The 26226-nt window shown below is 65.9% G+C and carries 30 protein-coding genes and 1 tRNA gene; 20 read left to right on the top strand and 11 right to left on the bottom strand.

Annotated elements, in window-relative coordinates:
• Window positions 1-65 precede the first annotated feature (65 nt).
• Both OG394_RS21495 and OG394_RS21500 read left to right on the top strand, forming a co-directional pair.
• Window positions 66-1355 carry a sensor histidine kinase gene (locus tag OG394_RS21495; RefSeq protein WP_328988804.1) on the top strand — a complete coding sequence of 430 codons (1290 nt, stop codon included), beginning with the start codon at window positions 66-68 and terminating at the stop codon, window positions 1353-1355.
• Complete coding sequence (locus tag OG394_RS21500) at window positions 1331-2092, top strand: response regulator (RefSeq protein ID WP_442914220.1); 762 nt, start codon at window positions 1331-1333, stop codon at window positions 2090-2092. The genes OG394_RS21495 and OG394_RS21500 overlap by 25 nt, the downstream gene beginning before the upstream one ends.
• Here the strand turns inward: OG394_RS21500 and OG394_RS21505 are convergent.
• Window positions 2074-2418, bottom strand: coding sequence for an MmcQ/YjbR family DNA-binding protein (locus OG394_RS21505; RefSeq protein WP_328988805.1), 345 nt, complete (start codon window positions 2416-2418; stop codon window positions 2074-2076). The genes OG394_RS21500 and OG394_RS21505 overlap by 19 nt on opposite strands.
• A gap of 54 nt (window positions 2419-2472) precedes the next feature.
• Between OG394_RS21505 and OG394_RS21510 the strand changes: the two genes are divergently transcribed.
• The 8 genes from OG394_RS21510 to OG394_RS21545 all read left to right on the top strand — a co-directional run bounded on the left by OG394_RS21510 (window position 2473) and on the right by OG394_RS21545 (window position 8785).
• Window positions 2473-3522, top strand: a complete 1050-nt coding sequence (locus OG394_RS21510; RefSeq protein ID WP_328988806.1) for an alpha/beta hydrolase — start codon at window positions 2473-2475, stop codon at window positions 3520-3522.
• Between the two features lie 73 nt (window positions 3523-3595).
• A complete protein-coding gene (locus OG394_RS21515) occupies window positions 3596-4342 on the top strand; it encodes an esterase family protein (RefSeq protein ID WP_328988807.1) in 747 nt (248 codons plus the stop codon).
• A gap of 24 nt (window positions 4343-4366) precedes the next feature.
• A complete protein-coding gene (locus OG394_RS21520) occupies window positions 4367-5605 on the top strand; it encodes an ATP-grasp domain-containing protein (protein WP_328988808.1) in 1239 nt (412 codons plus the stop codon).
• 47 nt (window positions 5606-5652) lie between these two features.
• On the top strand, window positions 5653-5949 hold the full coding sequence (locus tag OG394_RS21525) for a hypothetical protein (protein WP_328988809.1): 297 nt from the start codon (window positions 5653-5655) through the stop codon (window positions 5947-5949).
• Between the two features lie 6 nt (window positions 5950-5955).
• Window positions 5956-7323 carry a hypothetical protein gene (locus OG394_RS21530; RefSeq protein WP_328988810.1) on the top strand — a complete coding sequence of 456 codons (1368 nt, stop codon included), beginning with the start codon at window positions 5956-5958 and terminating at the stop codon, window positions 7321-7323.
• A gap of 16 nt (window positions 7324-7339) precedes the next feature.
• Window positions 7340-7666 (top strand): hypothetical protein, encoded by a 327-nt coding sequence (locus OG394_RS21535; protein ID WP_328988811.1) that lies wholly within the window; start codon window positions 7340-7342, stop codon window positions 7664-7666.
• A 79-nt stretch (window positions 7667-7745) separates the two neighbouring features.
• Window positions 7746-8378 carry a hypothetical protein gene (locus OG394_RS21540; RefSeq protein WP_328988812.1) on the top strand — a complete coding sequence of 211 codons (633 nt, stop codon included), beginning with the start codon at window positions 7746-7748 and terminating at the stop codon, window positions 8376-8378.
• Between the two features lie 260 nt (window positions 8379-8638).
• Window positions 8639-8785, top strand: a complete 147-nt coding sequence (locus tag OG394_RS21545) for a hypothetical protein (RefSeq protein ID WP_328988813.1) — start codon at window positions 8639-8641, stop codon at window positions 8783-8785.
• Window positions 8786-8843: 58 nt separating this feature from the next.
• Here OG394_RS21545 and OG394_RS21550 read toward each other — a convergent pair whose 3' ends face one another.
• Window positions 8844-9338: an ArsR family transcriptional regulator gene (locus OG394_RS21550; protein ID WP_328988814.1), complete on the bottom strand. Its 495-nt coding sequence runs from the start codon at window positions 9336-9338 to the stop codon at window positions 8844-8846.
• Between the two features lie 108 nt (window positions 9339-9446).
• Between OG394_RS21550 and OG394_RS21555 the strand changes: the two genes are divergently transcribed.
• Window positions 9447-10325 carry an amidohydrolase family protein gene (locus OG394_RS21555; protein ID WP_328988815.1) on the top strand — a complete coding sequence of 293 codons (879 nt, stop codon included), beginning with the start codon at window positions 9447-9449 and terminating at the stop codon, window positions 10323-10325.
• Here OG394_RS21555 and OG394_RS21560 read toward each other — a convergent pair.
• The gene (locus OG394_RS21560; RefSeq protein WP_328988816.1) at window positions 10312-11133 is read right to left on the bottom strand and encodes an epoxide hydrolase N-terminal domain-containing protein; all 822 of its coding nucleotides are present in this window, start codon (window positions 11131-11133) and stop codon (window positions 10312-10314) included. The genes OG394_RS21555 and OG394_RS21560 overlap by 14 nt on opposite strands.
• A 368-nt stretch (window positions 11134-11501) precedes the next feature.
• Here OG394_RS21560 and OG394_RS21565 point away from each other — a divergent pair, with 368 nt between their 5' ends.
• A complete protein-coding gene (locus OG394_RS21565; RefSeq protein WP_328988817.1) occupies window positions 11502-13316 on the top strand; it encodes a glycoside hydrolase family 2 protein in 1815 nt (604 codons plus the stop codon).
• On the opposite strand, the gene pqqB is transcribed toward OG394_RS21565, so the two are convergent.
• The 5 genes from pqqB to pqqA all read right to left on the bottom strand — a co-directional run bounded on the left by pqqB (window position 13313) and on the right by pqqA (window position 16443).
• Window positions 13313-14221, bottom strand: a complete 909-nt coding sequence (gene pqqB / locus OG394_RS21570) for a pyrroloquinoline quinone biosynthesis protein PqqB (RefSeq protein WP_328988818.1) — start codon at window positions 14219-14221, stop codon at window positions 13313-13315. The genes OG394_RS21565 and pqqB overlap by 4 nt on opposite strands.
• A complete protein-coding gene (gene pqqE / locus OG394_RS21575; protein ID WP_328988819.1) occupies window positions 14218-15312 on the bottom strand; it encodes a pyrroloquinoline quinone biosynthesis protein PqqE in 1095 nt (364 codons plus the stop codon). The genes pqqB and pqqE overlap by 4 nt, the downstream gene beginning before the upstream one ends.
• A complete protein-coding gene (pqqD, locus tag OG394_RS21580) occupies window positions 15309-15572 on the bottom strand; it encodes a pyrroloquinoline quinone biosynthesis peptide chaperone PqqD (RefSeq protein WP_328988820.1) in 264 nt (87 codons plus the stop codon). The genes pqqE and pqqD overlap by 4 nt, the downstream gene beginning before the upstream one ends.
• Window positions 15569-16261, bottom strand: coding sequence for a pyrroloquinoline-quinone synthase PqqC (gene pqqC, locus OG394_RS21585; protein ID WP_328988821.1), 693 nt, complete (start codon window positions 16259-16261; stop codon window positions 15569-15571). The genes pqqD and pqqC overlap by 4 nt, the downstream gene beginning before the upstream one ends.
• 86 nt (window positions 16262-16347) lie before the next feature.
• Complete coding sequence (pqqA, locus tag OG394_RS21590; RefSeq protein WP_328988822.1) at window positions 16348-16443, bottom strand: pyrroloquinoline quinone precursor peptide PqqA; 96 nt, start codon at window positions 16441-16443, stop codon at window positions 16348-16350.
• A gap of 393 nt (window positions 16444-16836) precedes the next feature.
• Between pqqA and thrS the strand changes: the two genes are divergently transcribed.
• The 5 genes from thrS to OG394_RS21615 all read left to right on the top strand — a co-directional run bounded on the left by thrS (window position 16837) and on the right by OG394_RS21615 (window position 21244).
• Window positions 16837-18036, top strand: a complete 1200-nt coding sequence (gene thrS / locus OG394_RS21595) for a threonine--tRNA ligase (protein WP_328988823.1) — start codon at window positions 16837-16839, stop codon at window positions 18034-18036.
• 4 nt (window positions 18037-18040) lie between these two features.
• Window positions 18041-18820, top strand: coding sequence for an arylamine N-acetyltransferase family protein (locus OG394_RS21600; protein WP_328988824.1), 780 nt, complete (start codon window positions 18041-18043; stop codon window positions 18818-18820).
• Window positions 18821-18856: 36 nt separating this feature from the next.
• The gene (locus OG394_RS21605; RefSeq protein ID WP_328988825.1) at window positions 18857-19558 is read left to right on the top strand and encodes an ArsR/SmtB family transcription factor; all 702 of its coding nucleotides are present in this window, start codon (window positions 18857-18859) and stop codon (window positions 19556-19558) included.
• Window positions 19559-19605: 47 nt separating this feature from the next.
• Entirely contained in the window at window positions 19606-19836 is a 231-nt protein-coding gene (locus OG394_RS21610; protein ID WP_328988826.1) for a hypothetical protein, read from the top strand.
• A 484-nt stretch (window positions 19837-20320) separates the two neighbouring features.
• Window positions 20321-21244, top strand: coding sequence for an aminoglycoside phosphotransferase family protein (locus OG394_RS21615; RefSeq protein WP_328988827.1), 924 nt, complete (start codon window positions 20321-20323; stop codon window positions 21242-21244).
• Here OG394_RS21615 and OG394_RS21620 read toward each other — a convergent pair.
• Genes OG394_RS21620 through OG394_RS21630 form a run of 3 tightly spaced genes read right to left on the bottom strand, consistent with a single transcriptional unit; the run spans window position 21239 to window position 22873 of the window.
• The gene (locus OG394_RS21620; protein ID WP_328988828.1) at window positions 21239-21910 is read right to left on the bottom strand and encodes an anti-sigma factor family protein; all 672 of its coding nucleotides are present in this window, start codon (window positions 21908-21910) and stop codon (window positions 21239-21241) included. The genes OG394_RS21615 and OG394_RS21620 overlap by 6 nt on opposite strands.
• Window positions 21907-22416, bottom strand: a complete 510-nt coding sequence (locus OG394_RS21625; RefSeq protein WP_328988829.1) for a sigma-70 family RNA polymerase sigma factor — start codon at window positions 22414-22416, stop codon at window positions 21907-21909. Before OG394_RS21625 ends, OG394_RS21620 begins: the two co-directional genes overlap by 4 nt.
• A gap of 37 nt (window positions 22417-22453) precedes the next feature.
• A complete protein-coding gene (locus tag OG394_RS21630; RefSeq protein ID WP_328988830.1) occupies window positions 22454-22873 on the bottom strand; it encodes a DoxX family protein in 420 nt (139 codons plus the stop codon).
• A gap of 331 nt (window positions 22874-23204) precedes the next feature.
• Here OG394_RS21630 and OG394_RS21635 point away from each other — a divergent pair.
• From OG394_RS21635 to OG394_RS21645, 3 genes are all read left to right on the top strand, one after another.
• Window positions 23205-23280, top strand: a tRNA-Lys gene (locus tag OG394_RS21635).
• Between the two features lie 124 nt (window positions 23281-23404).
• Window positions 23405-25183: a tyrosine-type recombinase/integrase gene (locus OG394_RS21640; protein ID WP_328988831.1), complete on the top strand. Its 1779-nt coding sequence runs from the start codon at window positions 23405-23407 to the stop codon at window positions 25181-25183.
• A 49-nt stretch (window positions 25184-25232) separates the two neighbouring features.
• Entirely contained in the window at window positions 25233-25673 is a 441-nt protein-coding gene (locus OG394_RS21645) for a hypothetical protein (RefSeq protein ID WP_328988832.1), read from the top strand.
• Window positions 25674-26226 lie beyond the last annotated feature (553 nt).

A 26226-nucleotide genomic window follows, 5' to 3' on the forward strand; every position in this document is an offset into this window, starting at 1 on the left:
GAAGGACCCGAGTACCGTCCGTCCGCCGGACGTCACCAACCGTGCCGACGGCTACTCTGAGCAATGTGTTGAGCTACTGGCGCCGGATGTCGCAGTGGGGGCAGGACGCCCTCGTCGCGGCAGCTCTGGCCGTTGCCTGGGGCATCGGTCTAGCAGTCCTCAACCGGTACTACTCGCTCCTGGTGGAGTGGCAGGCCTACCTGGTCGCAGGGATCTTCCTGGTCTTCAGTGTCGCCTTCGTCCGCAGATTTCCGCGTACGACGCTTGCGACCGTCTGCGCGCTCTACCCGTTCATCTACAACCTGATCCTGGACCACGAGCAGACGTTCAACGCCTTGCACTCAGAGGTTCACCTGGCTCCGCTACTGGTTGTGGGCTACCAAGCGGCCGCAGGTGGCGTTCGGGTGCCTACCTGTCTCTTCTTCACTCTTGGCAGCCTGGCCACTCTGATGGTGTTCATACCGACAGCAGCCTCTCTAGCCATCAGCGTGCTCGGCGCCGATGCCCTGCCGATCACCGGCTTCCCGAGGACTCTGCCCGGTTTGATCCGGTATATCGACCTCTCCCTCTTCGTAGCGGCTGCAGCACTTGTGGGCGGCATGGTGCTTCTTGGCGCCAGCAGCCGTCGCCGCCGGTCCAGCATGATCCTGCTCGAGCAGAGGAACGCTGAGCTGGTACGACTTCGCGCAGACGCCGCCGAGCGCGCTGCCGCCGCGGAGCGCACCCGGATCGCCAGAGACCTGCACGACGTCGTCTCGCACCACATGAGCGCAGTGGTCATCCGGGCGCAGGCAGCAGACCGTGTCGCGGAGCAACGGCCTGAGGAGCTGCGCGAGGCTGTGCGCTGGATCGCGGCCAGCGGCAAAGAGGCGCTGACGGCGATGCGGGAGACCGTGCGGGTGCTCAATACGGCATCACCAGGGGGTTCCGCCGACACCGCGCCCGTGCCAGATCTGGACGACGTGGTCCGGATGGGCGAGCGGCTCAAGGCGGTTGGCGTTGACGTCGTACTAGATCTGCCTGTGCGCCAATCGGCTTCCGCCACGCAAGTGACCGCCGTACGGATCATCCAGGAGGCATTGACGAACGTGATGGTGCATTCGCGCGCCACCTCGGCCCGGGTCACCTGGCACAGCGCGCCCGAAGGCGAACTGTTGACGGTGGACGACAACGGCCGGACCGGGCCGCCACCACCGAACGTGCTGGCCACGGCCAAGCGCGAGGAGTCGGGCCGGGGCAACGGCCTGATCGGAATGCGCGAGCGATCGGCTGCCGTAGGTGGCACGCTGTCGGTCGGGCCGAGCCCCTTGGGCGGATGGAGGATCCAGGCATGGTTGCCGGCACCGGCGAGATGAGCGATACGAAGATCCGGGTGCTCGTGGTCGATGACCAGGGCGTGATCCGGATGGGTCTCGCGATGATCATCGACCACGAGCCCGACCTGGTCGTGGTCGGTCAGGCCGGTGACGGTGAGGAGGCGTTGCGCCTGGTCGCCGAGCTCCGGCCGGACGTCGTACTGATGGATATCCGGATGCCGGTGATGGACGGTTTGACCGCCACCGCTCGTATTACCGCCGCCACCGGCTCGGGTCGGCCGGGGGTGCTTGCGCTGACGACGTTCGACGATGAGGCGTACGTGTTGGGAGCGGTGCGTGCGGGGGCGTCGGGATTCTTGCTGAAGGACACGGATCCGGATCTGCTGGTGGGAGCGATTCGTGCGATTCACCGGGGCGATTCGCTCGTCGATCCGGCCTCGACGCGGGTGTTGTTGGAGCGGTGCGTTGAGCTCGAGCGCCGGGTCGGCGGGCGGGATCCGGTGCAGGCCGACCAGCGCTGGGCGACTCGGCTCGCGTCTTTGAGCGATCGGGAGCGGGATGTGCTGATCGGTTTGGCGCGCGGGCTGTCGAATCGGGATCTCGCCGACCATTTGTTCGTCACCGAGACGACGATCAAGAGCCACGTCAGCAGCGTGCTGAGCAAACTGGAGCTGTCCAGCCGGGTGCAGGCCGTGGTGGTCGCCTACGAGACGGGGGTCGTGCGGCCGGGAGAGACCGGTCTACAGGGGCTTGGGCCTCAGTCTCCTTCGAAGTAGGCTTTGGCGACGCTTTTCGGGACGCACATGGTCCAGGCGTCGAGCACCAACTCGCGCATCTCCTCGAAGTCCAAGGCGTCTAGGCGGCACTCGATCCACTGGTACCGCTCGTCGGCCTTGCTCGGCGGAAGGAACTTGTGCGGCTCGGCTTCGAGGGCTGCCGCGCGCTGTTCCTTCGGAAAGCCGAGGCCCATCTGCGTCTCGTCCCGGGAGAACGCGAGGTAGACGATCCGGCCGACGCGGAACTTGACCCGGTCCCGGACCAGCACCTCGTAGCTGCGTGGCAGGTCCGCCGTCACCGCGCGGACGTCGTCGATCGTCACCATGGTTTGCAGCCTGCCAGCTGCCGGGGACAATTTCCGGCCGCGTACCGTGTTCTGGTGTCCGACAAGCCGCCGGTGAGCGCCGTAGAAGGGGCCGAGGTGGTGTTCCGCCTGGCCGACGCGGAGCATGCCCTGACCGGCGTACGCCTCTGGCAGGAGCTCGGGATCCCCGCGGAACACCTGGGCTTCAAACCCGTCGAGTACGGCTGGGAACTACGTCTGCCGAGACCTTCGGTCCACCGGATGGAGTACCTGTTCGACGTCGCGGACCAGGGTACGACCGTTGACCCGACCAATCCGCGCGTAGTCGGCGGGGCCTTCGGGGAGCACTCGTGGCTGCCACTACCCGGCTATACCGAGCCAGACTGGATTTCGGTGCCACCGATCGCTGCGAGCCTTATGCCGCTCACGGTGGACTCTCCAGTTGGGCCGATCGACGTACAGGTGTGGGCGCCAGACGGGATCCTGCCGTCGTACGAGCTCCCCCTGTTGCTGTCGCACGATGGGCCTGAGTTCGCGTCGTACGCCGGTCTCACGCATTACGTAGGCGCCATGGTTGCCCGTGGCGCCTTGCCGCCGCTACGGCTTGCTCTGGTACGGCCTACCGCTCGGAACCCCTGGTACGCGGCTAATCCTGCGTACGCGACGGCCTTGACCCAGTACGTCGTACCAGGCGTCATGGATGCTTTTAAGAGCCGTAAGCCCGTCATGATGGGAGCGAGCCTCGGGGCGCTCAGTGCGCTTCACGCCGAGTGGAACCACCCCGGCACGTTTGACGGGCTCTTCCTCCAGTCCGGATCCTTCTTCACGCAGGAGACGGATCCGCAGGAGTCCGAGTTCGAGTTCTACGCCGAAGTCACGTCGTTCGTCACTTCAGTCCTCGGAGCTTCGGCCTCGCCTACCAGCGCAGACGTAGCCATGACCGCCGGAACGCCCGAGGAGAACGTCCACAACAACCGCGTAATGGCGGCCAAGCTCGACGCCCTCGGCGTGACGGTGGACTTCCAGGAAACCCCGGACATGCACAACTTCACCGCCTGGCGCGACGTCCTCGACCCCTGCCTGACCAAGCTCCTCCAGCGCGTCTGGGAACACCCCGTCCAGTAAGTCCCGACATGCGCCCACTACCCGGCTGGGGGCGAAGTACGTGATTCTTGTCTGACGGATGGGAGTGAGGCGGATGGAACGCGAACAGGTCGAACTGGACGCGCCTGGGCTCGACAGACCCGGCACGCTGATCCGATACGGGCACTACGGACGGCCGGTGCTGGTCTTCCCCAGTGAGCAGGGGCGTGCCTGGGACTACGAGAACAATGGAATGGTCGACGCCGTCGCGGATCTGATCGAGGCCGGCCGGGTGAAGTTGTACTGCGTCGACTCGTACGACCACGTCAGCTGGTCCGACCGCTCGATTCCGCTGGAGGAACGCGCCCAGCGCCACGGTCTGTACGAGTCCTGGATCCTCGACCGGGTCGTCCCGGCGATCGGCGCGGACTCCCCGGGGACGACGGACCTCATCACGACCGGCTGCAGTCTCGGCGCGTTCCACGCTTTCAACTTCGCGTTGAAACGGGCCGACCTCTTCCCAGTGGCGATCTGCCAGTCGGGCAACTACGACTCGACGGCCTGGCACGGCTGGGGCGAGCGCGGCGACGCGACGTACTTCAACAATCCCGCGGACTACCTGCAGGGCCTGTCCGGCGAGCATCTGGACTGGTTGCGCAGCCGGGTCTTCCTGGTGCTGACCGTGGGCCAGGGCGATTGGGAGACGCATCCGACCGGTTCGTTGCCGTCGGCCATCGCCACCGCCGGCCTGCTGCGGGAGAAGGAGATCCCGCACGAACTGGACCTGTGGGGTCATGACGTGGCGCACGACTGGCCCTGGTGGCAAAAGCAGATCGCCCATCACCTACCGCGATTCGTCTGAACCATTTCTTCAGGAGGAGTGAACGTGGCTGACCGCTCGCAGCACCTGGTCGGATTGTTACTCGGCGCCGAAGAGGATTGGCCGCAGGCGTTCGAGGCGCTGCTGCGGCGGGTCGGGCCCGTCACGGACGACACCGGCGTGACCCACGACTTCGTCAGCGAGCGGCTCTCGATCGAGCCGTTCGACCTGGCCGACCCGGTCCGGACCGACCTGGTGATCGACCGGCTCGCGTACTGGTACTACCACCCGCGCGAGTGGCTGAAGAAGGCCGCGCTGATGGACGGCACGTACCTGCTGAACTCGCCGTTCACCTTCCAGTCGATGGAGAAGCACAGCGCGTACTGCGCGATGATGCGGCTCGGGCTGAAGATCCCGCGCACGGTGCTGGTGCCGTACAAGAACCCGGTCGACAACGTGCGCTGGGCGTACACGTCCGCGAAGTACAACAAGCCGTTCGACCTGGACGCGATCGCGGACGACCTCGGCTATCCGATGTACATGAAGCCGTTCGACGGCGGCGGCTGGCGTGGCGTCTCGCGGATCAACAACCGCGACGACCTGCATCAGGCGTACGACGAATCCGGCGAGATGCTGATGCATTTGCAGGCGACGGTGGAGTACGACAAATTCGCGCGGGCGTTGTCGATCGGCGCCGAAACGATGGTGATGGATTTCCGTCCGGACGAGCCGATGCACAACCGGTACGCCGTTTCGCACGATTTCCTCAGCCCGTCGGCCGGGCATCAGTCCGTCGCGATCTCGCGCATCGTGAACGCCTTCTTCGGTTGGGAGTTCAACTCCTGCGAAATGCTGGTCAAGGGTGATTCGGTCCATCCGATCGACTACGCGAACGCCTGTCCGGATGTCGCCATCACCTCGTTGCACTACTACTTCCCCTGGGCCATCTCGGCTTTGGTGAAATGGTCGGCGTATTCGCTCGCCACCGGTCGCCGTACCAAGGTCGACCTGCATACCGAACGGTATTTCGCGATCGCCGACGACGAGTCACTCGATTACGACGCGAAACTCGAGGGATACCTGGCGCTCGCGGACGAGTACTTCGAGACGGAGCGGTATCAGGTGTGGTGCCAGGAGAATCTGGCGCATTTCGATGAGCAGGTGGTCGACTGGGTGTCCGGGCCGGACTGCGACCGCATCCTGGTCGAGACCGTGCGGGCGATGTACCCGGCGCATGAGCAGGAGAAATTCCTGGCGCATTTCCGCGGACTTCTCGGCCTTTGGGTGGCAGATCAGGCTCGGTGAACCACGCTGCGTCACAATGGATGCCCTACTGCGTATGAGGGGGCCTCGTGTCCGAATCGGGCTTGGACGCCGAAGCTGTCGAGCTGATGCGCCGACGGCAGATCGCCCAACAACAACTGGCCGCAGTCGCCGAGCAGATCGGGCGAGTGATCCAGCAGGTTTCCGGCTACGAGGAGGGCTACCTGCGCCAGAACGACCAGGTGCAGCAGCTCATCCGCGGCACCGAACCCGGCACCGACCACGCCATCGCCCGGCACCTCGGCGACGCCAGCGGCGCCGTACGCCAGGCCATGCTCTCCCTTCTCGCCGCCCACGCCACGGGCCGCGCGGCCAGCCGAGCCTGACCGCCGATGGCATCTGACCTGGAACGGATCGCGCAGGGTCTGCTCGACTACCTCGACCAGAACCCGCGCCTGTCCGCCGATCTCCGCAACGCCGCCGGCCAATGCATGGAGCTCGCCGCCGTCGCCGGCGAACTGTCCGTCCTCCTGCCCGAGGCCGCCGCCGTTGCGGAACACCTCGCCGCCGCGGCCCACGCCTGCGACGAAGCCGCCGCCCTCTCCGCCAACGCCACCACCATCGGCCGCACCTGGGCCATCTCCGCGGTAGGCGGCGGCACCGGCCCGTCCCCCGCCGGCACCGCCGACCGCAACCCCGCCACCACCCTCAACCGCCCAGCCGACCGCGAGGAGCGCGACGAGCGGGCGGATGAGGAGCGCGACCGGTTCCTGGCCGAGCGCGACGAACGGGACAAGCTGCCCGAGTCGGAGGAACAAGACGACCGCCCGGCCGAACGCGGCGCGCTCCCCACCCCACTCGACCTCCCCCTCCCCGAAGGCACCCCTCCACCCGTCATCGCCCTCGACCCGACCGCTTCCGATGACCCACCCGCCACGGAACAGCCGGATGACAAGCAGCCGGAGCCGGAGCCCGAGGAGCAAAAGCCCTTCAACCTGGACGTCAAGTTCGGCGAAGGCGACGACGCCCCCACAGCCCGCGACATCCTCAAGCGGTACGACCCGGCCAAGGCCAACCTCCCCGAGCTGACCCTGGCCGAAGCCGTCGACTACATCACCGCCAACAAGGACGCCCGCCCCTGGCTAGCCCCCGCCGCCGACTGCGAACCCGAAGTCCAACGCGTCTACGCCACCCTCGACAACGGCCTAGGCCACGCCCACCACCGCCACAACGGCCTAGGCGAAGACACCCTCTACGAACGCCGCGTCACCTACCTGGAAGACCCCGCCCAAACCGACCCCACCAAACGCACCAAAAGCGAAGACGCCTTCCGCCCAGGCGACCTCCATTTCTGCGGGATCGACTCGACACGGATTGCTAGCCCGAGGGCATTCGCAACTGCCTTCGTCCGCGCACTCGACAACGAGGAACTCAGCCTGGCCCTGCAGAGGGATTGGGACGAAACGACTGAACCCTTCAGCTTGAAGCTTCCAATCTCAGATCTTCTCGGCCCGGCTGGCCACGAGGAGTGCATCGGATACCGTCTCAATGGTGAATGGCCGGCTTCACGGCGCGAACGCAAGGCATGGGCGGTCGCGCGGGCGCGAGGCCAAAATCTGCAAAACCTTCCCGAGCCGACTGGCGCTCCGATCCAGTCTTTTAAGGACGGCGATATCGAAATTCGCCTCCGTCCCAACGGCGCCATGACCGGCTATGAGATCGGTACGATGTTCCCGAATCCAGCCGAGCCGGACTCATGAAGACGCGGAGACGAAAATGACCAAGATCAAGGAGTACTGGTACAAGGATCGAAGCGTCCCGTTCGGGACCTTGCTGAACCTCGTCGACGCGTATTGCAACCCGGAGGCGTACGACGGCGCCTATGAGGCACTCGTCCAGCGAGCGAGGAGCTCTAAGCCGGAAGACTCAGATATCCGAATCTTCAAAGCTGAACTGACCCAGTTGCTCCAAGGCGACAGGGACGGTCTCCATCCCCACGCATTGGGCACTGCAGCGGAGTACGACGATTATGACGACACCGCCTTCCTTGCGCGGCTCTGGCACGACCTCTACCCAGACGAGCCTGTTCCCGAAGCGAGCTGAGGTACCCGTGGCCGGCGTTAGGCCCTACTGGCGCAGGGACCCGGAGAGACTTGTTCCGTTCTCAGCACTTCTTAGCCTGGTGGAGACCTACTACCACCCGGAAGTCAGGCATGACAACTACCCGTCATTGATCTCGCGGGTCCGCAGGAGCGGCGCCAACGATGCAGACATCCAAAGGTTCAAACAAGACCTGATTGCCCTGCTAACCGGCGACCGCGAGGGTCTGCATCCGCAAGCATTGACGGAGGCCGCGTGGTACGACGAGGACGATGACACCGGGTTCCTTCAGCGCTTGTGGCGTGATCTGTACCCGGACGAGCCGCTTCCGCGGCGCCCGGGGCAGGACTCTGCGGGTGTCGATGACGGCAGGGCAACAGTGAGTCGGGTCAAGGGCCACACGGACCGGGGGACTCCGTACGGCACGCTATTGCGGATCGTTGACACCTACTGCCATCCAGAGGCTGACGATGATGCGTACGCTGCGCTGATCCGGCGGGCTGCAACCAGAGCAGACGATGCCGAAATGGTGACCTTCAGGGGCGAGCTGGTTCGGCTTCTCGAGGGCGATCGTGAGGGCCTCCGTCCTGAAGCGCTAAGCACGGCCGCTGAATACCCCGGCGGCAACGATGACGCATTCCTTGAACGACTTTGGCGCGATCTCTATCCAGACGAGCCACTTCCGAAGCGGGACGGAGGGTTGGGAATGCGATAGGTGAGCTTCTGCGGTTGTGACGCGGCTTGCATCCCGGTCAGCCGGCGCCGCTCCCGCGTTGCGACGGCTGCCTACTAGAACGGGCAAGGCTGGCACATGGCTGGCGTGAAGCCGTACTTGCACCAGGATCCTGACGGGCCTGTTCCGTTCTCGACATTGCTGACCACCCCGAAATCCCGCACGACAATTACGGCGAACTCATCGCCCGGGCTCGGGAGAGCCGACCGAGCGACACCGAACTCCAGAAATTCAAGAGTCAATTGCAGACACTGCTGGGCGATCGCGAGTGGCTGCATCCACAAGTGCTAACGGAAGCAGCTTGGTACGACGACGAAGACGACACGGCGTTGCTGGAGCGGTTGTGGCGGGATCTCCATCCGGAGGAGATCGTGCCGGGTAGGAACTAAGCATTTCGTGACCACTCGTGGGATTAGTGGGCCGCCTTCCTGTGGGGAGGCGGTTTTTTTATGGGGTTAGGGCGGTGAGGAGGGTTAGGAGGGCGGGGAGGCGGGGGGTGGGGATGGTGTAGGTGGCTCGGGTGGGGGTGTGGAGCCAGCCTTCGGCGGTTAGGTGGCGGAGGTGGTGGTAGATCTGGCCGCTGGTGCCTAGGCCTTCGACTTCGCCTAGGGCGGTTACGGAGGTTCGGCCGGCCAGGATTTGCTGGAGCAGCTTTAGGCGGATGGGGTTCGCCAGGGCGGCTAGGGCTGAGGCTCGGGTGGACCAGTCGGCTTCTAGGAGGTCGGCGGTTGGGTGAGCGTTCTGCCATTCGACCAAGCCCGTGGTGGGCAGGGTGACCGTGCCTGCCGAGAGCACTGCTCCGGGTGGTGACACCTGCTCTCGCAATGACTCCAGGACCGCATCAGCGGTGATGACTGGGGAGCGGGCGGTGGAAGCGGTGGACTCCAGGGCCGCGAGGCGGCGTTCCAGCCGGGCGAGACGCTCGGCCAGGGAGTTATCCACAGGCTCTTCCACAGTTGTGGATGTTACGTAGTTACGTAAAAGCTCACAAGGAGCCACGCTTCCAGCACCGCCTGAGAAAGAGGGCGGCCAGGCTCCTAGAGTGGCCGGATGGTGGATGAGGAGGTGCCGGCGTGGTGGCAGCGGCTGGGGTTGCCCGGGTTGGTCGACGTACACGTGCACTTTCTGCCCGACCCGGTGATGGACGCCGTGTGGGCCTACTTCGACCAGGCCGAACGGCACTACGGCGTCGCCTGGCCGATCAACTACCGGACTGACGTAGCCACCCGGCTGAAGACGCTGCAAGACCTCGGCGTGCGGGCGTTCCCCGCGCTGGTTTATCCCCACAAACCCGACATGGCCGCCTGGCTGAACGAGTGGGCCCGCGCGTTCGCCAAAGACACTCCCGGCTGCGTCGCCAGCGGCACGTTCTACCCCGAGCCGGGCGCAGCGTCGTACGTCGCGAAGGCGATCGAGCAAGGCACGCGCGTTTTCAAGGTGCACGTCCAGGTCGGGGATTACGACCCTCGCGACCAGGAGCTCGACCGGGTCTGGGGTCTACTCGCCGAGGCGGGTACGCCGGTCGTGGTGCATTGCGGGTCGGGCCCGATCCCCGGCAGGCATACCGGACCCGGCCCGTTCGGCGACGTACTCAAGCGGCATCCACGGTTGACCGCGGTGATCGCGCATTTGGGCATGCCGGAGTACGACGAACACCTCGCGATGGCCGAGGGCTATCCCAACGTGCACCTGGATACGACGATGGCGTGTACGCCGTTCACCGAGGCGCTCGCGCCATTGCCGAAGGACCTCAGGCCACGGCTCGGCGCGTTGCAGGACAAGGTCGTACTCGGGACGGACTTCCCCAACATCCCGTACGAGTACGCCGTACAACTGGAAGCCCTCGAGAACCTAGGCCTCGGGGACGACTGGCTCCGCGCGGTGTGCTGGGACAACGGTAAAGGGCTGCTGGACGTCAGCGAGGCCTGAGCGGATCGCGGATCGGCATCCCCGCGAGCCGGCCGACGAACCACGCGAGCGTGACGCCGGTGAGGATCGAGTCGCGGTCGGCGTCGAGGTTGACCTGCTGGGCGTTCCACGCGAGCACGGCCGTCGCGAGCACGAGGGCCGGGATCTGCTGGCGCTCGGTGAACGCGACGAGGTTCTGGTTGAACCAGCGCACGTCGCGCAGCTCCTCCTCGTACAACCCCTCGGGCGCGGGCTGCGGGATCTCCGGACCCTCGACGATCGTGTACGCCGGGGCCTCGCCGGGACCGCTGCGATCGTCGGCGACCAGGTACGACGGGTAGCCCAGGCGGGCCATCAGCTCGGTCCACCCCGCGGCCGTCTGGCGACTGGGCGAACCGCCAGGCGGACCAGCCAGCGCCGCCCACGCGATCGACGGGATGACCAGGTGGTAGTCCCCCTTCGCCTCGAGTGGCGCGGCGGCATCGATCACGTCGATGACCGAACTCGGCCACGCGTGCGTCAGCAGCAACGGCGTCGCGCTCGCCGTGGCCGAGGGGATGTGCAGGAAATGCACGGGCTGCCCGGCGATCGCCGTCCGGAAGTGCTCATACGCGTTGAGCCGGGCCTCGTAAGTCCGCCAGTTGTAGCTGTCGCACCAATAGTCGAGAAGATCCTGCACGTACGGCGCGGGCACCACGCTGCCGAGGCCGGCGGCGGCGAACATGCCCTCGTCCCGGTACTCCCGCAGGCGCGCGGTCAGCGTATCCAGGTCGCTCTGCGGCACCCGCAAAGCGAACTGCTGGACATCGGCCGTCGTATCGCTCGCCACCCACACCCCAATCGCAGAAACCGGCTACGCCCGACATGACGCAAGCCGGCCGCAAAGAGTTGCCCCACAGTGTCCTGGACCCGAAGTTCCTTGAGTGATTGCGGTGTTCAGGTGCGTGCATCGCGGTGCTGGCGGAGCGTCCTCGATGCGGAGCATCGTGGATGCTTCGCCAGTGCCGCGAGGTGCGTGCCTGGGCGCCGCAAGCGCCAAGGAACTTCGGGTCCAGGACACTAGGCAATCAGTTCAGCAGGTGGACCGCAAATGAGTTCGTCCAGGCCCGAATCCAGGGCGCGGGACAGGCCTTGTTGCGGCGATTCCAACGTTGTAAACTCCGGAAGCCAGCCGCCGCCAATCTCCTGGAGTCCCCTATGACGACCGCCGTGCCCCGTCCCGAGCACCCGCGCCCGCAGTTCGTCCGGCCCAACTGGCTCAACCTGAACGGCGAATGGCAGTTCGAGCTCGACCAGGGCGACTCCGGCCTCGAACGCGGTGTCGCCGAGCGCGAGCTGCTGGCCCGGATCACCGTGCCCTTCGCGCCCGAGTCGGAGCTGTCCGGTATCGGCAACACCGACTTCCTCGAGGCCGTCTGGTACCGCAAGACCCTGCAAATCCCGGCCGAGTGGACCGGCAACCAGGTCCTGCTGCACTTCCAGGCCGTCGACCAGGACGCCACCGTCTGGGTGAACGGCGTCGAGGTGGTCCGGCATCGCGGCGGCTTCACCCCGTTCAGCGCCAACCTTGCCGGCGTGGCCGGTCCCGGCGACGAGGCCGTCATCGTGGTCCGCGCCCGTGATACCCGGTACGGCGCGCAGGCCCGCGGCAAGCAGGCCGTCCGTTTCGCCAACCACGATTGTCTTTACACGCGTACCACCGGGATCTGGCAGACCGTCTGGCTCGAAGCCGTGCCGGAGACGCACCTACGCCGGCCGCGGATCACGCCGGATGTCGCGAACTCGATGTTCCACCTGGTCGTACCGCTGTCGGCGAACAAGCCAGGCTGGAAGGTGCGCGCGCTCCTTGCCGACGGCAACGGTGAAGTCGCGCGGGCCGAGGTGCCGGCCGATCTCGATCTGGCGCCACGGTTGGTGCTGGCGATCCCGGCGGACCAGGCCCGGCTGTGGACGACGACGGACCCGCACCTGTACGACGTACGGCTGGAGCTGGTCGATGCCGAGGGCAACATCGCGGACGCCGCTGACAGCTATGCGGGGCTTCGCTCAGTCGCGATCAACGGCAAGGCCATCCTGATCAATGGTGAGAAGGTCTTCCAGCGGCTCGTTCTCGACCAGGGGTATTGGCCGGACGGCCTGATGACCGCGCCGAGCGAAGAGGCGTTGATCGCGGATATCGAGCTCAGCCTGGCTGCCGGGTTCAACGGCGCGCGGCTGCACCAGAAGGTGTTCGAGGAGCGCTTCCTCTACCACGCGGATCGCCTGGGTTACCTGGTGTGGGGCGAGTTCGGCGACTGGGGTTCCAACCTCGGCGGCGAGACGCAGAACGACAACCAGCAACCGACGCCGTCCTTTGTGGCGGAGTGGCTGGAGGCGGTCGAGCGCGACTACAACCATCCGTCGATTATCGGGTGGTGCCCGCTGAACGAGACCCACCAGCACCTGCACGACCGGATCACCCAGCTCGACACCGTGACGCGCGCGATGTACCTCGCGACCAAGGCGGCCGATCCGACCCGGCCGGTGCTGGACGCCTCGGGCTATTCGCATCGCGTGCTCGAGACGGACGTCTATGACTCGCACAACTACGAGCAGGACCCGGAGAAGTTCAAAACGGCCATGAGTGGTTTGGCCGAGGACAAGCCGTACGTCAATCCGGGCGCCCGCAAAGACCTGGCGATCTCGCAGCCGTATGCCGGTCAGCCCTATTTCTGCAGCGAATTCGGCGGTATCTGGTGGAATCCGGAAAGCGCCGCCGCCTCGGCCGGGAACAACAATCTCGAGTCCTGGGGGTACGGCCCGCGCGTGCGCGACGAGGAGGACTTCTACAACCGTTTCACCGGCTTGGTCGACGTGCTTCTCGATGACCCGTTGATGTTCGGCTATTGCTACACGCAATTGACCGACGTCTTCCAGGAGGAGAACGGGATCTACCGTTTCGACCGATCGGAAAAGCTCGACGTGTCCCGCATCCACAAAGCGCAGACCCGGCGCGCGGCGTACGAAGGCTAAAGCTCAAGGACCGTGCCGTCGGGGGGCAGTTTCACCCCGACGGCACGGACTTCGGCGTACTCAGGTGACCGTGAATCCAATACCGGGTTGGTGTTGTTGAGATGTACGTACGCCCAGTTGGTGCCGGGTTGTACGGCACCGAGTTTGCGAATGCGTTCGAGGCTGCCGTCCGGCCCCGCGATCGGCACATGACCCATCGCGCGCTGTGCGGTTGACCCGACACCCGCACGAGTCGAACCCGACATCTCGTCCGGGCTGAAGAAAGTCCCGTCCAGCAAGACGTACGACGCACCGTCCACGAAGGTCTCGAGGCCGTCCGGCCAGGTGGCGAGGCAAGGCGCGTAGACGATCACCCCACCCGTCGCCGGGTCTTCGATGCGATAGGCAACGACCCACGGACCACCCCCGTCCGCCCTTGCATACTTGGGCTTTTTGTTGCTAACGGCAAGGACTCGGACGCGCAAGCGGCCAAGCGTCATCCCATCCTTGGCGGCGAACCAGGCCCAATCGCCGTACCGGCCGACGATCTGCTGGACCGCGAAGTCGTCCCGCAAGGCGTTGAGCGCAGCGACCGGAGCATAGACCTCAAGCCCAGCACCTTCGCGCAGCATCAACAGCCCGAGGCTATGGTCGAGCTCCGCATCGGTCAGCAACGCGCCACGAATCGGCGTCTCGCGCGGCCCCGGCCCGGGATCGAGCAGGTCGGTCGCGAGGATCTGCGCGCGGATATCGGGCGAGGCGTTCACCAGGTACCAGTCGGACCCGTCGGCGCTGATCGCGAGCCCATCCTGGCTGCGCGGAACGACGCCGGGCGCACCACCACGGCAAGAGGCGCAGCGGCCGCAGTTGCAGTTCCATTGCGGAAAGCCGCCGCCTGCCGCCGTACCGAGGAGAACGACCTTCATGCTCGCTTGCCTTTCGGGCCACGCATCGCGAAGTCGAGCACGCCGGCCGGTTTGGGCGCAGCCAGGATCAGGTCGACGAGGCCTCGATCGGGCGACTTCTTGCAGACCGGATCGGTGCTGGCGCCATCGCCGGTGAGAAGGAACGCCTGGCAGCGGCAGCCGCCGTAGTCGATACCGCGTCGATCGCAACTGCGGCAGGTGTCGCTCATCCAGTCCTCGCCGCGATAGGCGTTGAACGACTCGCTGCCGTACCAGATCTCCGCGAGCGGCCGGGTCGTCGCGTTGTCCAGGTTGAGCGTCTCGATCGCACTCGCGGCCGGGCAGGGCAACACCGTGCCGTCTGGGGCGATCGTCAACTGCCGCGCGCCCCATCCGTACATGCACGGCTTCGGGTATTCCTCGTAGTAGTCCGCGACAACGTAGATGACCTGCATCTTTCCCTTCAGCCGGTCGATCGCCGCGCGCACGATCGGGGCGGCCACGGCCAACTGCTCGGGTGTCGGCATCAGCGCGTCGCGATTTTTCAGGGCCCATCCGTAGTACTGCGTATTGGCCAGCTCGAGCCGATCGGCGCCCATTCGTTCCGCGAGGGCGATGATGCCTTCGAGCTGGTCATGGTTGGCCCGATGCAGGACGACATTCACGCTGAGCGGCAGGCCCGTGCGTTTGATCAGCTCGGCGGCCACGATCTTGTGGTGATGCGCCTTCGTACCGGCGATCTTGTCGGCGCGCTCGGCATCAGCTGCCTGGACGGACAACTGGATGTGCGCGAGGCCACGGTCGATCAGGTGGTTGAGGCGTTCCTCGGTCAGGCCGAGACCGCTGGTGACCAGGTTGACGTAGCAGCCGAGGTTCGCGGTGTGCTCGATCAGCTCGGGCAAGTCCGGTCGCGCGAGCGGCTCGCCGCCGGACAGGTGGACCTGCAGTACGCCGAGCTCGCGGGCCTGGGTGAGGACGGACTTCCACTGGTCGGTGGTGAGCTCGGACTCGCGAGCCAGTAGCTCCAGCGGGTTCGAGCAATACGGGCAGTGGAGCGGACAGCGATGCGTCAACTCCGCGGTCATCCCGAGGGGAGGCTCCGCACTGGTCATACCCATTCCACCACCTGTCGGTCGGCCAGCCGGTTGAGCACGTCGACGATCTGCTTCTCCTCGACGCCGTCGTACTGCTTGCCTAAGGCAACTGCCAGTTCGGCGACGGTCGTCTTGCCATCGCAGAGCTGGAGAATCGCGGTGGCGGTGGGATTCGGGACTAGCACGCCTTCGGGATAGAGCAGCACCTGCAGGTCTCTGGTGTGGTCGTAAGTGATCCGCACACCCCGCCGAAGACGCGGGATCAGCGTCGGGTTCATGCCTTGGCCGCCGCGAGCTCGATGTTGTCGAGCATCGACCAGAGCACGTCACACTTGAACGACAACGCGGCGATGGCGGCGTCCTGCTGCTCGCGGGTGATCGCGTGTTCGACCACCAGGTCGAGCGTGCCCTGCCCTTCGCCGGAAACCGCGTCGATCCGGTTGGTGAAATAGGCCAGGTCCTCGCGACGGATCCACTCGTAGTTGGCCAGCATGTCCACCACGCGCTGCTTCATCAGATGGCCCGAGAACATCTCGGTCAGGCCCGAGGCGACCGCTTCCACCCAGGGCCGGGTCCGCGCGAACGTGACGTACGCGTCGACGGCGAATCGCACGCCCGGCGCGAGATGCCGCTCGTCCAGCACCTCGTCGCGGTCCAGCCCGACCGCCTCGCACAGCCGCAACCAGCGTTCCAGCCCGCCATCCGCGCCATCGCGGCCGTCGTGGTAATTGATGCGGTCGAGCCACTGCCTACGGACCTGCGGCAGCGGGCAATTGCTGATGATCGCCGCGTCTTTTTGCGGGATCATGCTCTGGTAATACCACCGGTTCGCGGCCCAGATCTTGAGTTCGCGTTCGTCCAGCTCACCGGCATGCAGGCGCCGGTGGAACGGATGCGTTCCCCAGTAACGATGGGACAGACCGCGTAATGCGGTAACGAATTCTTCGGGATTCCTCGCGGCAGGCATGACTGACATGGCACCTCACAGCGGTTGCGGCAGGCTGGACAGTCAGGGGAACGGCGGGAGCGCAATCGCCCCCGCCGCCAAAGCAGTCAGTCCACGCGAGCCGCGTAGGAGGTGACCTCCGTCGGCGTCTCGAACTCGATGAAATCAGGGGCGATCCAGATCTCGCGCTGAGCTTCCACCATGGTGCACTCCCAACGATCGTGACGGGGCGAGCCGTCAATCCGTTACCCGGCCCGGCGGACCGGGCAAATGCACACTAAGACTTCCGAAGCGTCCTTTACTAGTGCTGTCCCGAATGATTCACGCGAATTCGGTGATTTGAACGCTCATAAATTCCGGGTGTTCCCCCACACGGACATCCCGCCGCCGAAGTTCCATCCACTGGCCGAAAAAGATGTGCGGCCCCAGGGCGTCCCGTACTACGGTTGTGAGTATGAAGTTCGTAGTGGTGACGACGACGCCGAGGTTTGTCCCGGCGCGCTGACTGCTACCTGTCAATCGAAGCCCTGGGGCGAGTGTCCCGGGGCTTTTTCGCGTCTGGCCACTTCGCCTCATCCACTTGAGGAGAACCCAAGATGTACGACCACCGCCGCCTCGGCCGTGAGCTCGAGCTGTTCGACAGCGACCCCCTGATCGGCGCCGGCCTGCCCTACTGGCTGCCAAAGGGCGCGGCCATCAAGCAATCCCTCGAGGAGTACATCCTCAAGGTCGAACGCCTCGCCGGCTACCAGCACGTCTCCTCCCCCGTGCTCGGCAAACGCGAGCTCTACGAGATATCAGGCCACTGGTCGCACTACCGCGACGACATGTTCCCGCCGATGGACCTCGGTGGTGAGGAGGTGGTCCTCCGCCCGAGCCTCTGCCCACACCACGCGCTGATCTTCCGATCCAGATCGCACAGCTATCGCGAACTCCCGTACCGCATGGCCGAGGTCGGCAACATGTACCGCTCCGAGTTGTCCGGCGTGATCGGCGGCCTCAACCGCGTCCGCGCCATCCAGCTGAACGACGCGCACATCTTCTGCAGCCTGGACCAGGTCGCGGCCGAGGCCCGTGCCGCGCTGGACCTGATTCGCGAGGCGTACCAGGCGATGGGGATCGAGGCGGCCCGCTATCGGTTGTCCCTGCCGGGGCCGGGCGGCAAGTACGTCGGCGAGCCCGAGATGTGGGCCCAGGCCGCCGAGATGCTGATCGACGCGCTGGGCGATATCCCGTACGAGCGCGGGGAGGGCGAGGCCGCGTTCTACGGCCCGAAGATCGACGTACAGATAGAGGATTCGGCCGGGCGGGAATCGACCTTGTCGACCGTACAGATCGACTTCCACCAGCCGGAGCGGTTCGACCTGCAGTACGTCGGACCGGATGGCGCGAAGCACCGGCCGGTGATGGTCCATCGCTCGATCATCGGCAGCGTAGAACGGGCCATCGCTCAGCTGATCGAGGTCCATGGTGGCGCGTTCCCGCTCTGGCTGGCGCCGGTGCAGGTCGTCGTACAACCGATCGCCGACGCCGAAGCGGACCAGGCCGAGGCCTTCGCGCGAGCGTGCCGCGTCGCCGGATTGCGCGCGGAGGTCTCCTGGCCGGAGGCGGGCACCTTGGGCGCTCGCATCCGCGCCGCCCGGCACGCGCCGTACCAGGCGATCATCGGCAATCGGGAGGCCGAAGCGGGCCAGGTGGCGTTGCGTCTGCGCGACGGCTCGCGGCTCGAGCCGATGAGCTGGGAAAAGGCTGTCGAGGCGGTGTTGTCTTCAAGTCCGCTTGAGGTTGCAAGCTAGGGCAATGACGATTGATCTGGACGCCTACCTCAAGCGGATCGGGCATGATCGGGTGACGCCGTCGGTCGCGGCGTTGGAGTCGCTGCACGCGGCCCACGTCGCGACCATCCCGTTCGAGAACGTGGACGTCATCCTGCATCAGCATCCCGGCATCGCCCTCGACGCCGTCGAAGCCAAGCTCGTCCACCGGCAACGCGGCGGCTATTGCTACGAGCATGCCCCGCTCTTCGGAGCGGCACTCGAACAACTCGGTTTCACCGTGCACGGCCGGATGGCGCGAGTCCAGCCGCATAAGAACGGTCCGCGTACGCACATGCTGCTGCACGTCGAGACCTCCGACGGCTTGTACCTGGCGGACGTCGGATTCGGCGCGGGCATGCTGCACCCGATGCCGCTCGTCGACGGCGCGACCGTGAGCCAGGCGGGCTGGTTGCATCGTCTCGACGTCGAGCAGACCGCGATCGGCCCGGTCTGGACGCTGTCGAAGCAGACCCCGGACGGCTGGGAGCCGCAACACCAGCACGACCTGCAGCCGCAACGCCAGATCGACTACGAGGCGGCGCACCACTATGTGTCGAGCCACCCGCATTCGCCGTTCAGCCACAAGCTCATCGTGATGCGTCTTGAGGAAGGCCTGAGCCGCCGTCTCGTTGGCGACCAACTCACCTTCGAGTACGCCGATGGGCGGACCGAGAGCCGTCAGGTGACCGACCTCCCCGAGGCGCTGGCCTCTCTTGGCGTCGAACTCACCGTGGACGAGGTGTCGCGCCTTTTGACCAGTTAGGTGGCCGCCGAACTGTTGCGGCGGCAGGATGGCGGTATGACGACTGCAGCGGAAGGGCGTGAGCTGGCGGCGTGGGCACGGATGCTCGCCGACGGTACGCGCGCGACGATCTGCCTCGCGCTGCTGGACGGGCGGGCCTGGACGGCGACCGAACTGGCCCGCCTGACGAAGGTGTCGGCGCCGACGATCAGCGAGCACCTCAACCAGCTCATCGCCGGCCGCCTGCTATCGGAACTCCGGCAGGGCCGCCATCGCTACGTACGGCTGGCCGGCCCGGAGATCGCCGAATTGCTGGAGAACCTCGCGGCCCTCCAACCCCGGAAGGCCGAGGTCACGACGACTTTGTCCGCCGCCAGCCGCCGTGACGCGTTCGCACGGGCGCGGACCTGCTACGACCACCTGGCCGGACGGCTCGGTGTGGCTCTGGCGGATGCAATGACCAGTGCGGAACTGATCGACTGGAGTGACGGCGTGACGCTCACTCCGGCAGGCGCGCGCCGGGTGGCGGACCTCGGCATCGACGTACCGGCTCGGCGGGGGCGGCCGCCGTTGCGTTCATGTCTGGATGTAACCGAACGGCGCCCGCATCTGGCCGGGCCGATTGCGGCCGCCTTGTGCGGACATGCGCTGAGTGAGGCGTGGATCACGCCCATCCCCGGTGGACGCGCGCTTCGCCTGACAGACAAGGGGATTCGCGGTTTCGCGGAGCACTGGAATGTCGAGTTGTCCGCGATCTGACACGCGAGATCAGGCAAATGTCGGTGGGACCGCCTAGGGTCCGCCCCATGGACAAGTTCGTTACTCCGGCGGATCCGGAGCTGATCCAACGACTGCCCCTGCCGAGCCATGTCACCGTGTTCGCTGGTGGAAAATGGCGTCCCGCCTGGCTGATCGCGCGGGTGCACGACCCGGATGGATGGTTTGGCACGGTCCAGTTCGACGACGACGAGGGGACCGAGGTCACCACCCAGCTGCCGGCCGACCAGATCGCCGCTCCGGACAGCCTTTCCGCCTGACCAAACAGTTGATTTGGCGGCGGCGCCCGAGCGGGGCGCCGCCGCCGTTTTTGCGTACAAGGCCCGTCGGGGCGCCAGGCGACAGGACCGTCTTGTACACGGTTTTTGCACACGGAGGACCTCGCTCCAGAACCTTCGGGCGGTCGGGTCGGGAACGAGGTCCTCACGGTCTTACTGACCGCTATATCGCTCACTGGCACCAAAGCGTTACAGCCAGTTCACAAAAAAATCTCAGCCAGCCTTCTAGCGCCACTTTCAACCACTTCCCCCTGGGCTCCCGGGCGCCCCACGGAAGGGTCGGCGAGGCGGCCCCGGCGCACGGATTCTGAACGCCGGAGCCTGGAATTCCCAGCCTCTCGAGCGACCAGAAACCCCTAAGTCGTCGGGCCCCTCTCATGCCAGGCCGGTCCCCCGGTACCCGCGGTCGCCCTCGGCAAACAAGTTGCCCACAGCAACGACCAGTGCGAGTAGGTAGGCTCCGGCCATGATCGGACAGTGGCAGGACCCCCTTTGGCAACACGAGGCGCGGACCTGGATCCACGAACAACTCGCGGCAGCGGGGTTAACCGTCACCGGCGAGATCACCCAGCCGCACGTACGGCCCTGGTCCACCGCCATGCGCGTGCCGACCACCAATGGACCAGTCTGGTTCAAGGCAAACGGCCCGGGTACGTCGTACGAGCCCGCGCTCTTGCGTTCCTTGGCCGATTGGGCCGCCGAGTGGACGCTCCCCGTGCTGGCCGTCGACACCGAACGCGCCTGGTCCCTGCTTGCCGATGGTGGCGAGCCACTCCGGATCCGCTTCGCGTCGGACCCGGATCCGGCGCACTGGGAGCGGGCCCTGGTCCGGCACGGCGCCATGCAACGGGCCTCGCAAGCGCGAGTGCCGGAACTACTCGCGCTCGGCGTCCCCGACGTACGCCCGGAGCGGATGCCGTCGTACTTCGCCGAGTTCGTGCCGCCCGAACTGGCGCGCTTGAAGCCGTCGTACGACGAATGGTGCGCGGAGCTCGTTCGCAGTGGCATCGCGCCCGCCTTGCAACACGATGACCTGCACGACAACAACGTGCTGATCGGGCCCGACGGCGTTTACCGGTTCTTCGACTGGGGTGATGCCGGGATCGCGTTCCCTTTCGGCGTACTGCTGGTGATGTTGCGTAGCGCGGCCGGCCGGTTCACCCGTGCCGAGCTGACCCGATTCCGGGACGCCTATCTCGAGGTCTGGACCGGCGACTTCCGTCGGGCCGAACTCGTCGCGCTCAGCAAGACGGCGATCAAGGTGGCCAAGGTCGGTCGTTCGCTTGCCTGGCAACGGGTTCTGGCGCCGCTGCCGGCGGAAGAGCGCGGGGAGTACGACGACGCGGTCGCCGGGTGGTTCGCGGAGCTGGCGGAACCCGACGTCCTATAGCGAGGCCTTCAGCAGGACGCGACCGCTTTCGGTGCTCCGGATGTCGAGGGTGCGGATCTCCGCGCGCGAGAGTTTCGTCGTGGCCGTGGGCGTGGCGATGCTGCCGGGAGCGGCCGACCAGCTCGCGATCTGCGTGACCGTGCCGTACGAGTCCGTGACGAACAGGGCGTATCCCCTGGCCCTGGTGCTCGAGGACGGGCTGCGGTCGTACATGCAGGTGGTCTGGATCGTCGTACCCCATGGTTCGTCGACGATGCGGACTTTCGCGTGCAGTTTGCTCGTTACGATCTGCGCCAGCGACACCACCTGGCCCGTCGGTTCGGCAGGCGTATCGCGCGGGACGAAGAAGCCGACGCACGCGACAGCCGCGGTGGCGACGGCGGCGGCCGCGACGACGACGGCCCGGCGCCTCGTACGTCGCTGCGCCGCTCGGGCCAACCCGGGCATGAGGTTCGGCGCGGGGGGCGTAATGGCTGGGGGCGCGATCGTGGCGAGGGCGCGATCGGCCGGGAGCACGGCCAGGACGCCGGGCACTCCCGCCATGCTCGCGACCGAGGCTGCGCACTCCGGGCAGGTCGCCAGGTGCTGCTCGAAGGCCCGGCGCTCCCCGGGCGAGAGGGCGCCGAGGAGGTAGGCCGCATCCCACTCGCGGAACTGGTCGGTCATTCCTTGGTCACCCCCCTCTCCTGCAATGCGAGCCGGAGCGCGCGCAGCCCGTAGTGCAGACGTGATTTCACCGTACCCGGCGGGATGTCGAGCTCCGCCGCGATATCCGTCACCGTGCGCCGGCCGTAATAGGCCCGCACGATCACCTGCCGATGATCGTCCGACAACTGCGCGAGCGAGTCGGACACCAGCCAGGCGTCCAGTACGGCGGTCGCGTGGTCCGCGCTCGGCCGCTCCGGCAACTCGTCGCTGCTGAACTCCCGGTTCATCCGCGCGCTACGCCGATCGTCGATCACCAGGTTGCGCGCCACCGTGAACAACCAGGCCCGCGCGGCCGCCTCGTCCTGCGACAGGATGTGCGGGCGCCGCCACGCCCGCAACAAGGTCTCCTGTACGACGTCCTCGGCGAATCCGTCGTCACCGGTCAACCTGACCACGAACCGCCAAAGCGACGGCGCGTGGATATCGTGCAGGGCTCGCAGGAGTGCCGCCCGATCATCGGACATCGGCGCTCCTCACCCCTCTTCTGTTCGTTCTTTCTGTTTAGGCGGCGACTTTTTCGCGGTCGCGGCTGCCGCGCTTGATGCCGTCCTCCACGGCCCAGGTGCCGGCGCCGAGGAAGGCGATCAGGACGAACGCGAACGCGAACAGCGCCGCCTTCTCACCGCCGTTCTCGATCGGTAACAACCCGGTCGACTGATGGACGACGAAGTAGGCGTACGCCATCGAACCAGAGCAAAGGAGCGCCGCGTACCGGGTACCGAGCCCGATCATCACCGCGGCACCGCCGACCAACTGGATGACGGCGGCCCACCAACTCGGCCAGGCGAACGCCTCCAGCTGCTTGCCCTCCGACCCGAGCACCCCGAACAACGAGGCGAACCCGTGGGTCGCGAACAAGAACCCGACGACGATCCGGAAAACGGCCAGCACTTCATCACGCCAACGCTCGAGCACGGTCATGGTCTTACCTCCATTGGACGGGAACGGGGGTTCCACACCGCCACCCAGAGGGCTGGGCCGGCGATGCCCTCACACCCGCAGAACGGACCAGCCCACGATTCGGTTCAACGCCCAGTGACCTTTTCGCCACCCATAGCAACCACGCCCTGCCCCCGTCAATACTTGAATCTGTGACGTCCCTCCACAGCTTTTCCCTTGCAATACCGCAGCATCAGCCGCTATCCGTTGCCCAACCGCCGGGGCCGTGGACACGCCGCCGGCGTCCACCGAGAACCCGGCGAGCGGATTCACCCCAAGACCTGAGACACTATTCCCGCAGCCCCCGGGCTGCGGGGCTCTAGCTCAACTGGCAGAGCAGCGGACTTTTAATCCGCGGGTTGTGGGTTCGAGTCCCACGGGCCCTACCACCCGAAAAGTGGCCTCTGACCTGCAGTTTTAGGCCAGAGGCCACTTCGTTTGAAAGCCCCGGCAGGGATCAAAACGACCTCCCGTGGAGCCATTCGTGGGGCGAGCGCGCTCTAGGATGACCCCATGGGGTCATCGAACGGACGCGAGAAGCGAGCCACGGGCCAGGTCGAAGTTCTACCGAGCGGCTCGATCAGAGTGCGCGTCTACGCGGGGATTGACCCCGTCACGAAGAAGCGCCACTACTTGGACGAGACGGTCCCGGCGGGGCCAAACGCTGAGAAGCTCGCAGAGAAGCTGAAGATCAAGTTCCTGAACCAGGTCCACGAGAAGCGCAACCCTCGAACCAAGGCAACGGTCAACCAGCTACTTGACCGCTACTTCGCCGAAGCCGACTTAGAGTTCAACACCGCCGATACCTACCGCGGTTATGCCGAGAAACACATCCGCCCGCTGCTCGGCGACCAGAAGGTTGGCTCCCTCGACGCCGGTGTGATGAAGTCGCTCTACGTCGAGCTACGACGGTGTCGAGAACACTGCAAGAAGACCAGGGCTCTGATCGACCACCGGACGCCGCGTGATCACGAATGCGACGATCGTTGCCGGCCGCATCAATGCCGAGGCCTCGCCCCGTCCACGGTCCGGCAAATTCACTTCATCCTGCACGGCGCGCTGCGTGAGGCCATCGTTTGGAATTGGGTAGCGACAAATCCAATCGCCACCGCGACCCCGCCACCAGCACCGAAGTCGAACCCTCGACCACCCTCGCCGAAGCAAGCAGCGCGCATCGTCAACGAGGCGTTCAAGGACCCCGACTGGGGAACGCTGGTGTGGCTCACCATGGTCACCGGACAGCGTCGCGGCGAACTCTGCGGGATTCGGTGGGCCCACGTCGACCTCGACGTGGCGACGCTTCACTTGGAGAAGGCGATCGGTCAGCGAGGTGCGAAAAAGTGGGAGAAAGACACCAAAGCCCATCAGGACCGCTGGATCACGCTCGACCCTGGAACCATCGAACTTCTCCGGGAGCACCAGTCGCGCTGTGAGAGCCGAGCCGCAGCCCTGGGCCTGGAACTCAGCGAAGACGCGTACGTCTTTTCTCTCTCGCCCGACGGATCGACCCACCTGGTCCCAGACTCGGTCAGCCAGCGGTACAGCAAGCTGGCCGAACGCCTGAAGATCAAGACCACGATCCACAAACTGCGCCACTACTCAGCAACCGAGCTGATTGCCGGGGGCGTTGACATCCGTACCGTCGCCGGCCGACTTGGTCACGGCGGTGGTGGGACGACGACGCTCCGGGCCTACACCGCGTTCGTGTCGCTCGCGGACCAGCGCGCCGCGGGCTCGCTGGCCACTCGAATGCCGCCACGACCATCGACTGCGACCCCTCCAACGGCCCTCCCCGACTTCACGCCGACGAGTCCGTACGAAGTAGTCGCCGCTGCCCTCCGAGTTCAGATCGCCTCCGGAGAACTCCGCGCTGGGCTACCACTCCCCCCGATCAAGCAGATTGCCGCAGCCCACGGCACGTCAGCTAGCACCGCCCAGCGAGCGGTGAAGCTTCTCGCTGAGTGGGGGCTCGTGGAAGTGATGTCCGGTCGCCGAACGACGGTCCGCTACGCGCACGCGATGGCAGAGCCTGCGCCAATTCCGGCCGCTGACCGCGAGACTATAAGCAGTCCGTCAACGAGGCCCCTAGAACTTGAAGTCCGCCAACTCGGACACTCGATCTCACGCTTCCGGGCAGATGCCGACCCCGAAAGTCACCCGGCCCTTCGTGCGCTGCTCGTCGGCGCGATCCGTCGAAACGGCGGCACCTTAGAAGCCATCTCCGACTACGAGCTTGTCGTGCGACAGATCGGATCAGCCGAGCCGCTCATAATCTTCGTCGCCACCAACTGACACTGACCGGCTGTACCCAACCGACGCGCACGCGCATAGCCTGCGTGCCATGGCTCCAACTCTTGAACCCGAACACCCGAAGTTTGGTCAAGTTGCGGGGCGGGCGGTCGCTGGCGTCGCTGCTGCCGTGACAGTGCTTGCACTCACCCCAATCATCGGTCCGGTCGGAGTTGCAGTGGCGACCGGTGCGCTGGTACCAGTCTTTGAGCAAATTGCCGCCTATGACCAGCGGGCCGCTGAGAATGCCGGTCGGGCGGCCGAGCTGGGTGCGGAGTTTGCAGGCCTCACTCCAGAGGACCTCGCCGACTGGGCGAAGGGGTCTCCTCAACGACTGGCTCTCCTCGCCAATGTTGTCGAAGCTGCATGGCGCTTTACCGACGAGGAAAAGACCGTAATGCTCGCCCGGCTGCTAGCAGATGGAGTGCAGGACGACGCAAGGATTGACATCGATCGTTTGTTCGTAGCGGCCATCCGTTACTCCGTTCGGTGACGCACTGCTGGATTTCCTCCGTGCCTCCAACGCAGAGGTCGCCGATTAGAGCTCGCGCCGGACCATCGGTGCCGGCCTGTAGAGCAGTGTCGGCGGCTACCTCGATCACGACCCGCGGCTGGACCTTCACTAGTGCCACGTTGCTGTCCTGGCCGCCCCATCGGCGTGAGGTGATCTCGTCAGGCCACGGATGCGTCGCTCCGGCTGGTTTCACCACGGCTGCAAGCTCGGCGGACTGATGGTCCTTGAGTGGCAAAGTCCGGCCCACAACCTGAAGCTCTCTGCCGGTAGCGGCCAGTATCACCGCCTCGGGCCGCGTCAGCGAGCCGGTCAACGCTCCCACGATCACTTCGATCGTGTCTCGGTGGCGGACTTTTCATCGGGGTCTCTAAGGCCTCGCGTACTGTCGTGTTGAGAGTGTCGAGCGGCACGTGGGCGACACCCATATGGGGAAGTGGCAGAACCCACGAGGTGTTACTCGCTCGATGGACAGCCGGCTGTGGGATCCGGCACCGTGAAGGACCGCGGGGGTAACAGAGCCTCGCACCGTGCC

The sequence above is a fragment of the Kribbella sp. NBC_01245 genome (genome assembly GCF_036226525.1).
GTDB lineage: Bacteria > Actinomycetota > Actinomycetes > Propionibacteriales > Kribbellaceae > Kribbella.